This window comes from Lysinibacillus contaminans (genome assembly GCF_001278945.1).
Lineage (GTDB): Bacteria > Bacillota > Bacilli > Bacillales_A > Planococcaceae > Lysinibacillus > Lysinibacillus contaminans.
In genome coordinates this window covers 1,230,461-1,242,055 of sequence record NZ_LGRV01000003.1, presented here as the reverse complement: position 1 = coordinate 1,242,055, position 11,595 = coordinate 1,230,461, and the positions used below count along the sequence as shown (strand labels likewise).

General features: G+C 35.8%; 13 protein-coding genes. 11 read left to right on the top strand and 2 right to left on the bottom strand.

Features of this window, described 5'->3' with window-relative positions; all coding sequences use genetic code 11:
- The first annotated feature begins 185 nt into the window (after positions 1–185).
- From AEA09_RS19895 to AEA09_RS08185, 10 genes are all read left to right on the top strand, one after another.
- Positions 186–356 (top strand): hypothetical protein, encoded by a 171-nt coding sequence (locus AEA09_RS19895; protein WP_156312098.1) that lies wholly within the window; start codon positions 186–188, stop codon positions 354–356.
- Between the two features lie 813 nt (positions 357–1,169).
- Positions 1,170–1,718 (top strand): hypothetical protein, encoded by a 549-nt coding sequence (locus tag AEA09_RS08225; RefSeq protein WP_053583372.1) that lies wholly within the window; start codon positions 1,170–1,172, stop codon positions 1,716–1,718.
- Between the two features lie 63 nt (positions 1,719–1,781).
- Positions 1,782–2,216: a GNAT family N-acetyltransferase gene (locus AEA09_RS08220; protein ID WP_053583371.1), complete on the top strand. Its 435-nt coding sequence runs from the start codon at positions 1,782–1,784 to the stop codon at positions 2,214–2,216.
- A 12-nt stretch (positions 2,217–2,228) separates the two neighbouring features.
- Positions 2,229–2,708, top strand: coding sequence for a nucleoside 2-deoxyribosyltransferase (locus tag AEA09_RS08215; RefSeq protein ID WP_053583370.1), 480 nt, complete (start codon positions 2,229–2,231; stop codon positions 2,706–2,708).
- Between the two features lie 63 nt (positions 2,709–2,771).
- Positions 2,772–2,930, top strand: a complete 159-nt coding sequence (locus AEA09_RS08210; protein WP_245622816.1) for a YbjQ family protein — start codon at positions 2,772–2,774, stop codon at positions 2,928–2,930.
- A 185-nt stretch (positions 2,931–3,115) separates the two neighbouring features.
- Positions 3,116–4,804 carry an AAA family ATPase gene (locus AEA09_RS08205; protein ID WP_053583369.1) on the top strand — a complete coding sequence of 563 codons (1,689 nt, stop codon included), beginning with the start codon at positions 3,116–3,118 and terminating at the stop codon, positions 4,802–4,804.
- A gap of 26 nt (positions 4,805–4,830) precedes the next feature.
- A complete protein-coding gene (locus AEA09_RS08200; protein ID WP_053583368.1) occupies positions 4,831–5,121 on the top strand; it encodes a hypothetical protein in 291 nt (96 codons plus the stop codon).
- Between the two features lie 355 nt (positions 5,122–5,476).
- Complete coding sequence (locus AEA09_RS08195; RefSeq protein WP_053583367.1) at positions 5,477–6,316, top strand: D-alanyl-D-alanine carboxypeptidase family protein; 840 nt, start codon at positions 5,477–5,479, stop codon at positions 6,314–6,316.
- 112 nt (positions 6,317–6,428) lie between these two features.
- Positions 6,429–6,680, top strand: a complete 252-nt coding sequence (locus tag AEA09_RS08190; protein ID WP_281176743.1) for a DUF4825 domain-containing protein — start codon at positions 6,429–6,431, stop codon at positions 6,678–6,680.
- 366 nt (positions 6,681–7,046) lie between these two features.
- The gene (locus AEA09_RS08185) at positions 7,047–8,315 is read left to right on the top strand and encodes a polysaccharide deacetylase family protein (protein ID WP_053583365.1); all 1,269 of its coding nucleotides are present in this window, start codon (positions 7,047–7,049) and stop codon (positions 8,313–8,315) included.
- A gap of 74 nt (positions 8,316–8,389) precedes the next feature.
- Here the strand turns inward: AEA09_RS08185 and gltS are convergent, their stop codons facing one another.
- Together gltS and hutG are read right to left on the bottom strand one after the other, a co-directional pair.
- Entirely contained in the window at positions 8,390–9,574 is a 1,185-nt protein-coding gene (gltS, locus tag AEA09_RS08180) for a sodium/glutamate symporter (protein ID WP_053583364.1), read from the bottom strand.
- Positions 9,574–10,527, bottom strand: coding sequence for a formimidoylglutamase (gene hutG / locus AEA09_RS08175; protein WP_053584658.1), 954 nt, complete (start codon positions 10,525–10,527; stop codon positions 9,574–9,576). Before hutG ends, gltS begins: the two co-directional genes overlap by 1 nt.
- Before the next feature lie 137 nt (positions 10,528–10,664).
- Here hutG and AEA09_RS08170 point away from each other — a divergent pair, with 137 nt between their 5' ends.
- Complete coding sequence (locus AEA09_RS08170) at positions 10,665–11,549, top strand: LysR family transcriptional regulator (RefSeq protein WP_053583363.1); 885 nt, start codon at positions 10,665–10,667, stop codon at positions 11,547–11,549.
- Positions 11,550–11,595: the final 46 nt, after the last annotated feature.

Genomic DNA, 11,595 nt, shown 5'->3' with positions numbered 1-11,595 from the left:
GTGTTTTAGTGTAAATAACGAATGTGAAAATGAATTCTTTATTGCACTGATACAACAGACAGTGTAATGTGGAATTATAAATATGTACAATTTTTACTTTTCGTAGTGAAAAAGTACCTGAATTTATCAAAGGAATAAAGGGTATTTTAGAGTGTGGGACGAATATGTAGATATGAGGTGATTTTATGGTGATAGATATTACAACGGATAATAAATATCCTATGAACCAAAACACACAAATAGAGTATCCTAAAATTGAAGACAGAGAAACAATATATGTACAGAAAATCACGAAAGAATGTGTTGATAAACTGATTGAGAAGATTGATAGAGTACTTAAAAGGAAGTATTTATGACATTTTTTACTTAATTTGAGAATTGGTACGCAATATCAAATTATATGAATAGGGTATTTTATTCTTTTTTTCTCTTGTTTTTAAAACTACTGATTGTGGTTTTTAATGCAGCATGATTTTTAATTTCCAAACTCAAGGATTAGGAAGTTAATTGTGAATTGTTTTTGAAATTCTGTTTGTTACGTTGCTGAGTGAAATTGAGCGATTTTCATTCGAAATAGGGTGGTATCGCTCTTAACCCCGTTCCTTGCTTGGGACGGGGTTTTTTGATGCGCCCAACTTGTATGGAATCAGTATAAGATTTCAAATAGCTTTGCTCCTATTTTGATTGTTATGTTTTTTTATCGTTAATGAACTACCTGTCACACTGATGTATCGTTCTAGTTTCAAATCTTTCATTACTTCAAAAATATTTTTAGTAACAAAGTAACCTTTTGTAAATTAATCTAGTTTTATGTAAGTATGGATTTTTAAATAGGAAGTTCTAACTAACTATTTTGAAACTTAGGTTAAAAATAACTGGTATTCCAACTTACACCTTCATATAAACATACATACTGACATATAAATAAAGATAATGCAGTGCTAAATTTGATATAATCAATATAGAAGTGTGACTATCTAAATCAAAAAAATTCAAGTAATTTAGATTCTTAAGAGAAATTTCATATTTTTATTAAGAGAAAATTAAGATTTGTCGGCTATACTAATTAGAGATAGGCAGTGAAAAAACGAAACCATTTAGTTTGTTGAAACGTATGTAATTATATAGAAGAAATAGTAGATTTTAAACAATTTGAGTAGGTGAGAAAATTGACTCATACGATATACATAGTATTAACTAAAACAGGAACGTTACTGTCGAAGGCGATTGGGATGTATACCGGTAAAGAAATGAATCATGCATCCGTTTCCTTTGATGCAGAACTTTTTAATATGTATAGCTTTGGACGAACGCAGTTGAACAATCCTCTAAGTGGTGGATTTTTGCGTGAAAATGCAGAAACGGGGTTGCTTGAACCAGCGGATTGTGTGATATATCGATGCACAGTTTCGCATTATCAGTACTTAGAGATGAGGAGAATTGTGCACCATATGTACAACAATCGAGATCACTATAAATACAATTTCTTAGGGTTGTTTGGGATCGTCATGCAAATGGAATTACGAAGAGAACGGGCCTATTTTTGCTCGCAATTTGTGGCTACTCTGTTAAAAATGGGTGGCTTACCAGTGTATCAAAATCCAGCATTTATGACCCCGCATTGTATTTCAGAATTACCTTATTTAGAGAAGGTATTTGCAGGTAAACTGTCCGACTATTTACAAGGCGTTCGTGAACCTGCTATGTTATACGGATAAGTTCACTGTACTTCTTGCTATCACTTATAATGAGAAAAAGCTTTAATATGAGGTGAGTTTATAGTGAAGGTTATTTGTATAGAGGGGGTCCCGTACGAGTGGCTTAAAAGTCTACAGGCGATTCATGCACATGTTTTTGATGGTGATGATTTGCCAGTTGAGAAGCTTGAAAGTAAAAAGGGATTATTGTGCATATTGGCAATTGACGAGCAAGAAGTAATTGGATTTAAACTTGGGTATACACATCCAGATGACGTTTTTTATAGCTGGCTAGGTGGTGTGCATGAAAAAGTACGAGGTCAAGGAATTGCCACACAGTTAATGCAATGCCAGCATGATAAGCTTCGGGCACAGGGCTATGAATTGGTTCGTACATACGGACGAAATACAAAAAAAGCTATGCTAATTGTAAACATTAAGCATGGTTTTGATATTGTCTCCACCTTTATCGATAAAAAAGGGAGACATAAAATAGTGTTTGAGAAATCGTTAATTTAAGGAGTTTTTACAATGAAGGCATATTTAGCAAACGGACTTTTTTCTTTAGGGGATCGATTAGTGAATGAGCAGCTAGCAGAAGCAATTCGTCAAGCAGTACCAGGCATTGAGTTGTATGTTCCACAAGAAAATGGTGCCATTAATGACAAATCAGCTTACGCAGATAGCACGAGCATTGCGGAAGCAGATATTGAGATGTTGCAGCAAAGTGATATTCTAATTGCTGTTTTAGACGGGGTTGAAATTGATTCAGGTGTAGCAGCAGAGATTGGTGCTTTCTCTATGTTAAATCGTCCGATTGTAGGTGTATTTACAGATGTACGCCAACAAGGAAGAGATAATGTTAAGAAAATAGAGGCACTTGTAGCAGATGGTATGGAAAATCAGTTTGTGTACCGTAATTTATTTGTTATTGGATTAATTAAACGCAATGGGATCATTACAACTTCGATTGAAGAAGCGGTGAAAGCGGTACAAGAAAAAGTGAAATAACGGGGATACACTTTTTGCAGGACTACGTAATATTGTCGGTGTGAAATGAAGGAATACGCAGAAATGCTTGTTCGTTCACGCGAAATTGCGACCAAAGGAATGGAAGAGGAAGCCATTCAATTATGTGCAGATGCGATTGTAGGCGTTCGTTTTACAACTTCTTCTGTAATGGATGGGACTTCTGAAGTATTGGCGTATGGTATAGCAGTAAAATTAAAATAACAAAATGTTGAATGTAGGCTCCAATGTAAAAATTGGAGCCTTTTTGCTGTGGAAATATAGTTCGAGGAATGCTCCATAAGTGATAGAAGTGTTTTCGCAAATTGTTTTCGGAAAATTCTCTCATATTTTTACTGAATCCGCGTTATAATTGTGCATATACTGATATAGTGAAAGAAGGCTATGAAATGACACATAATCACGAAGAAAAAGAGCTGTTTTATCCTGATGGTGTGGTAATGTACCGTGGGGGCGTAAAGAAAAATGATTTTGGCCACGATATTTATGATGGTAAAGGTTCGATATTTGACCAAGAGAGCTATGTATTATTCGAAGGTGAATTTGTAAATCACATGAAACAGGGAAATGGCATCATGTATTTGAAGGGGCAGAAAGTGTATCAGGGTGAGTTTATCCAAAATAAAAAGCAGGGGAACGGTATTTTATATAAAGATGGGCAGAAGCACTATGAAGGACATTTTCGCAATGATTTAATGGATGGTTACGGGGTCTTATATTATGAAGAAGATGTAGTAGTGCCCTTTGCAGATATACGAACGCAGCATCCGCATTTAAATCGACCACAATTCGAAGGGGATTTTGTCCATGGTATGAAAAAGGGGAAGGGGAAACAATTTTACCCGAACGGCTTGTTGCAATACGAAGGTGACTTTATGTGGAATCGTATGCAGGGGGCTGGAAAGCTTTTTTATAATACTGACACACCAACAATTGAAGAACTGGCAGATGGCATGACTACTTTGCAATTTGAAGGTTATTTCTTTGAGGACATGAAGCATGGCAAAGGCAAATACTATACGCGACAGGGTTTATTAGAGGCGGAAGGACAGTTTAAAGAGGATGCAATGACCGGTAAAGGGACATTGTATTACGAAAATGGACAACCCTCGTATATTGGTGAACTAGTTAACGGCGAAAAGCACGGGCGCGGGGATTTTTACAATGAAGCAGGTAAAATCATATACAGTGGTGAGTTTATTCACGGAGAACGTCTACGTATTACGCCAGAAATTGAGCGAGAAATCTCAAAATTACAGGAACAATTAGATGGGCTTGTTGGGTTACCGAACGCAAAGAAAGAATTACATAATCTCATCAACTTTATAAAAATTCAGAGTCTACGGGTCGATCACGGTCTGACAAGTTTTCCGATTACATATCATCTAGTGTTTTCGGGAAATCCCGGAACAGGAAAAACGACAGTAGCGCGTATTATTGGGCAAATTTATAAGTATTTAGGTGTCCTTTCGAATGGGCATTTTGTAGAAACTGACCGTGCTGGTTTAGTCGCGGGCTATGTTGGTCAAACAGCATTAAAAGTACAGGAAGTTGTGAAAAAAGCAACAGGTGGTGTGCTCTTTATTGATGAAGCTTATTCTCTTGTTAATGATAAAAATGACGCTTTTGGTAAGGAAGCCATTGATGGTTTACTTAAGGCCATGGAAGACTTACGGGATGATTTAGTCATTATTGTCGCTGGCTATACGGAATTAATGGAGGCTTTTTTACTGGCCAATCCAGGCTTCAAGTCGCGCTTTAATCACTTTGTACAGTTCGATAACTTCAGTACAGAGGAGTTGTATGATATTTTTGCGATGCTATGTAAGCAAAATGATTATATATATGGCGAAGTCTTTGCAAGTCATATGACAGCACAGCTACACCAAATTCCTGTCGAAGATATTACGAATTTCTCCAATGGTCGTTATATCCGCAATTTATTTGAAAAGCTTGTAACGATTCAGTCTAACCGTTTGATTCAGCAAGAGAGCATTACAAGAGACGAGTTGATGCAATTTACAGAGGCAGATATTGTCCAAGGCATTGAAGAGCAACTCTTTGAGAATACGTTTTAATTAGATTGATTGGTTCAGAGGACGGAGTGATTGAAGTTACTTTTGCACTGATAGTAGAAAATATTCTTGAAATTAGTCCTGTGAAAACTTCAGAAGAAGCAAGAAAATTAGAAAATGAAATTTATAAATTGGTTATGGAAAATAAGAATAAATATATTATAAAGGCTTTTGAATATGCTGAAGAGATTAAATCCAAAGCAAAAATCCCAGTAAAGATTAAAGAAAAAATACAGGGTGCTCCGAAAGTATGTACAGTATATGAGCAAAACATGTGGCATGGGAGGCAAGTGTTGCAAGATATAGATGATGATTATTAAAGATTAGAGAAGGGATAAGAGACCACTCCGTAATGGGTGGTCTTATTTTTGTTCTGTTTGCAAGATTCGATGTTCGATAGCCTTCCAAGGGTTGTTATTAAAAGAAATAAAATTAAGGAATTCTTAAGGAATACAATAACTAAAAAATAAGATTTTAATTTTATAATATGATCACTCTAAAGTTAATAAAAAAGACTATCTAATGAGAATCAATTTTTTATATAACGTGCCGATAGCGTTTGAAAAAGTATGAAATGTGAGATTCTAGAAACATTGACTTTAGTTACTTTCCAATATCAAAGCATAAAGTTTTAAAGTGTTCATTATTATAATAAGGAATAGGAGGCGTTTTTTTATGAAAAAATTATTATTATTATGTTGTCTATGTGTGGCGGCATTTTTTTTATATGCAAACAAATCAACAGAAGATTATGAAGCTGAAATTGAAATACCATTGTTGCATAGTCAAAATGCGATTTTATTAGATGAAAGTGGACAGTCGGTATATGAAAAAAATGCAGATGCCATCATATATCCAGCATCGTTAACAAAGATTATGACTGCAATCGTGGCCATTGAGGAGAGTGACGACTTGCAAAAGCATACGATGATTGAAGCAAGTACGATTGCGACTTTTACGGCGCAAAATGCATCTATGGCTGGCTTTAAAGCAGGTGATTTTGTGACGGTAGAGGATTTGTTGTATGGTGCTATAATTCCATCTGGGGCTGATGCTACAGCAACCTTAGCCAATGTTATTGCTGGGAGTGAAAAGGATTTTGTGTCTCTAATGAATGACAAAGCACACGAACTTGGCATGAATGATACACATTTTGTTAATGTCAGCGGTCTTCATGATGATGCACATGTGTCGAGCGTGCGAGATATAAGTAAGCTATTTCGCTATGCAATTGAAAATCCAATATTTTACAAAATACTAACAACGAGAAGCTATATAACAGCGGTGCCAGGAGAGCTTACGATGTCTAGTACATTATTTACGAAAATGGCTGGTGTAGAGGGAGCCATTTTAGGCGGGAAAACAGGCTACACACCTGAGGCGGGACTATGTTTAGCTTCATTACTTGAAAAGAATGGGAAGTATTATTTATTTGTAACTACGAATGCGACAGGAAATGTACGTTCAGAGCCCTTTCATGTTGAAGATGCTTTAAGCGTACACGCGGCACTATAAGGGGGCAAATAAATGCACCGGAAATTGACTATGTTAGTAACTCGCGATATCTCTCTTTACAGCATGTACAGCTAAGGCACCTGAAGTACTAGATGACACTTGGGAACCGTAAATTGGTACTTATGTTGGTGATAGTGGAAATGTGAGTGCCGTTGCTAACAAGGCACTTGATTTAGGTGCTACGATCGACTACTTTGATTTGCGTGGGGGAATTATGCGTGTAATTTATCGGACGGATAATGAGTCATTAAATAAAAGGTTTGATGTAGCCAATACGATGGAAGAAACGATGATTTATAATGCCATGATGGCGGCGATATTAGTGCCTAATGCAAAGGGCTATGCTTTTAGTATTGATGATTAGGCGTTTGAAGTGACCAGAGAGGCGTTAATCACTGAAATGTCGACTCTATTTACGACATTACCTCATGGGAATGAATTTTTCGATGAATCGATTGTAACAATTTTTTTGCAGCAGCATGAAGGAAAGATCCGTCAATATGCATAAGACAGCACGTATCAAAAGACATTTTTTAATAAATTCACACTTTCAAAAATCGAAAATTAAATCTCAACCCATCTAATATTCTATTCACTAAATTGTTAATTTAGTTGATAAATACTATATTCTGACACTAGAAATTATTTTATAATAAAGTTAACAACACAGTTGTCAGAATATTAGTACGAAAAACAACTTAGAATGCTGTATAAGGATGGTGTAGTGGTAATGAAAAAGTTTTTATCTATTAGTACATTTTTAGCAATTGTCATTTGTTTTGTGATGACGGGAAAGAATATGGCACAAGCAAATGAAACGACAGTAATCCATCAAGTAATCGAATCATCTTTACCTGTCTATAAAGATGCATCTGAAGAGAGTAGTATTGTAGGCTATTTAACGCAAGGTGATTTCGTTACGACTGAGTACACTCAATCAGACTGGACTTATATTCAATCCTACCAGCTTACAGGGTATGTGCTTAGTTCTGGTATATCGAAAGCACAACCAACGAGTTATCTTGTTGAAAAACAAGGTGGCGCTGATTTATTTACATATCCAAGTCAACATGCACAAAAAAATGGGACATTATTTGATAAAAGTATCGTCCAAGTATACGGCACAGTGCCAGGTGGTTGGTCATATGTGCAATATGGGCATCAAATTGGCTATATGGCAACCAATTCATTAAAGGTACCAATTGGGACAAAAAAAAGAGTGAATACTGTTAATGGCGCTGCATTACATCTAACTGCTAGTCCGAGTTCAGAGGTGATTGATACGATCGCTCACCAAACCGTTGTCCAGCAATATACACTGTTAGCAGGTTGGGCATATGTTGAAGCTGGGGAACAAAAGGGCTATGTAAAGTCAGTAGAACTAACGAATCCCATTTCGCTAGGGAATAAGGCGTACAATAAAGGTATTGCAGCAGCTAAAGGTCAGGCAAAACGAGTAGCATTAACTTTTGATGATGGACCAGATGCGAAAGTGACACCACAAATATTAGCAATCTTGAAAAAGTACGAAGTGAAAGCAACATTTTTCATGGTAGGAAAAAACGTAACAAAAAATCAAGAGATTGCTAAGCAAATATATGAGGGTGGCCATGAAATTGGGAATCATACTTGGAATCATCCGAAGTTAACCACTTTGTCGAAGGCCACTGTCAAGCAAGAGGTAGACCTTACAAGTAATGCTATCTTCAAGGCAATTGGTCAAAATCCTACCGTATTCCGACCACCATATGGGGCAACCGATGAACAAGTGAGATCTGTCATTTCAATGCCCTCTATTTTATGGTCAGTAGATACACTTGATTGGAAGCATCGTAATTCAGCTAAAATTTTATCGAATGTTAAAGCATCTGCGAAAGATGGTAGTATTATTTTAATGCATGACATTCATCAATCTACAGCAAATGGGTTGGAAAATGTACTTCTTTATTTGCAACAACAGGGCTATGAGCTAGTAACTGTTAGTGAAATTTTACAATAATCTCATCCTTTAGTAGAGTAATAGAAAAGAAAAGCCATGTAACTGTCTTTTACTAGACAATTGCATGGCTTTTTTTATGTGAATAAATTAATTGTTGTAATAATGATTGGGATACCGAATACATCGATTAAAAATGCTCCAACGATTGGAACGATTAGAAAAGCTTTTGTAGAAGGACCAAATCGTTGTGTAACGGCTGACATATTTGCCATTGCATTTGGTGTTGCCCCTAATCCATGTCCTGCAAATCCAGCAACCATTACAGCTGCATCGTAATCTTTTCCGAATAACTTAAATAACACAAATATGCTAAACAACACGATAAATAATACTTGCACAAAGACAATTACAAATAGAGGTAATGCTAAATCTGCAATTTCCCATAGCTTAACGCTCATTAAAGCCATTGATAGGAAGATACCTAATGTAACATCACCGATTAGTGAAATACTTTTCATGTTAACGGCATTTGGTTTTATTTTATCCATAATATTACGTACGAGAACAGCTACAAACATCGCACCGACATAGCCCGGTAATACAAATCCAGTAGCTTCAGAGAATAGAGTACCGACATAAGTACCAACAGCCATACTAAATGTGATTAATAGAACTTGTGTAAAGAAAGAGTCAGTTGTAATTTGTTCATTTTTATTTTCAAAATCTACTTCCGATGTTTCCTGAACATTAGGTTTTAAATTATATTTTTTCACTAAGAAATTTACAATTGGTCCACCAATTAAGCCACCTGCTACCAAACCACAAGTTGCTGCGGCAGCTCCAATTGTCATAGCAGAAGAAATACCTAAATCTTCTAATGTTTGTCCAAATGCTGCTGCAGAGCCATGTCCACCTTCCATAGAAACTGCACCGGCCATCATGCCAATTAACGGATGAATGCCCATTAAAGAAGCAAGGGAAACACCTATAACATTTTGCATTAATGCTAAAAAACCACAAGCTAACCAATAGATGATTAATAATTTACCGCCTAGTTTCACGAGTTTAAAGCTAGCTCCTAAACCAATTGTAGTGAAAAATGTAGTCATAAATAGGCTTTGTAAAGAAGTATCAAGTGATATTTCTAACGTTCCTGTTGTTTTTAAAAGTGTTGCTACTGCTGCGAAAAGTAAACCACCAACAACTGGTGCTGGAATACAGAAACGTTTTAAAAAGCCTACTTTATTAATTAAATAAGTTCCCAATGCGAATAGGGCGACTGCTAAAAATATGGTTGTAATTTGATCGAAGGCAATCATTAGCCATTCCCCCTAAGTAAATTATTTAGTGCTTCGTAGACAAAATAGGCGCCTAATTTGACTGTTCTCCCATTTTCATCGAGTAATGGATTGACTTCACAAATATCAAAAGAATGTGTATTTGAATGAGAAGTTACTTTTTGAATAATAGATCTTACGATGCTTGGATCGAGTCCGAACGGAGAAGGTGCACTTACTCCTGGTGCAAATGCTGCATTTAAAACATCCATACATAAAGTTAAAAGGATGTAATCATGGCTATCCATAAATTGTTGTAGTTGACTCTCAATTTCCGTTTTGTTTTCAGCAGTTAAATCATCTTCTAAAACATATTCGACTTGTAGCTCACGTGCCTTTTCAAATAACTCAATTGTATTACCATAACGTTGAATGCCAAGTACAAAGTAATCTACATTCGAATCCTGCTCTAAAATTTGGCGGAACATGGTACCTGACGACGTTTCCACTTCGTAAGAGCGTAAATCAAAATGTGCATCGATATTTATAATTCCGATTTTAGCATCGGTAGGTAATGAAGCACGAACACCTAAATAATGGCCATATAATGTTTCATGACCGCCCCCGAGTACAATACACTTGGCCTTTTTAGTCCGCAATATTTCGACAATTCCGCCGAGCTCATGCTGTGCTTCTTCTAAAGCATGATTCAGACAAAGAATGTTACCTACATCAACAACCTGTTGGCCTTCTTGAAATGTCCAAGGTAAGCTCGCCATTGTTTCACGAAGTGCATTAGGTCCATTGGCAGCACCAACACGCCCTTGATTTCGACGTACGCCTTCATCACATATAAACCCTACAATGCCAGCTTGTTGACCATCTGAAACCCTTACATCATTTATTGGAATTCGATTTACTTTTTGATGAAGCCGGAAACTGCTCATATTGGTTGTTGAGTCAATGCGGCCTTTCCAATGTTTTTGATCTGTCATAGTATACACGGTTTATCGACTCCATTTCTAACGTTTAGATAGTGTAAATTCATTATATATTCGTAAAATTATTATTACTAATATATAATTATTATTAATCTATAGTTTTTAGCTATAAATATAAAGGTGGGAATTTTATGGATTTAAAACAATTGCAATATTTTATATCAGTTGTCGATCATATGAATTATTCGAAGGCTGCTGAAAAATTGCATATTTCACAGCCATCACTAAGTAACGCCATTAAGAAATTAGAACATGAAATTGGTTCTCCTTTACTTGAAAGAAATACGAGAAATCTTAAATTAACTGAAGCAGGGCAACTACTTTATGAACGAGCAATAGTTGTGTTGAAAAATATGGAAATTTTGAAATTAGAATTGGACGAAGTGGTGGTGCATGGTACAAGTGAAATAACCATAGGAGTGATGGAATCCATAAAGCATTGGTTACCAAAAGTGATTTCCAATTACAAGACTTTGTATCCAAAAATGAAATTTCATTTAGTTGATATTTTAGGCAGTGAACGTGTTAAAAATTCTCTCAGAAGCTATAAAACACATTTAATCATTACCAATCAACTAATGGATGAAGAAGATTTGGAAGTAAAGTGCTTATATGAGGAACGCCTTGTAGCGGTTTTACCTATGAATCATCCTTTAGCAGTAAAGGATAAACTGACAATGGCCGATATTTGTAAAGAGCCATTCATCATAAGTAAGGAAGGCTTTCAAACGAGGGAGGATATATTGAATGCGTTTGAAAAGGCAGGAATGGACATTAATATTCAGTTTGAAATTGAACGCTTAGAAACTGCGATATCACTTGTGCGAGAAAACTTAGGAGTTGCGATTTTACCAGAAAAATATTTACAAGGTCCAACTGCTTATGCAATTGTACATAAAGAAATTGATAGTCCCTATTTACGACGAAATGTTTACTTAGTATTTATGAAAAATCGACATCTTCCTTCTGCCATTCGTCAATTACTTGGTGATATTGAAGATTATTTTGATAAGTAGTGAATAAAAATAAACGAATTTTTTAGTGAAAGAACAAGTTCGTTAA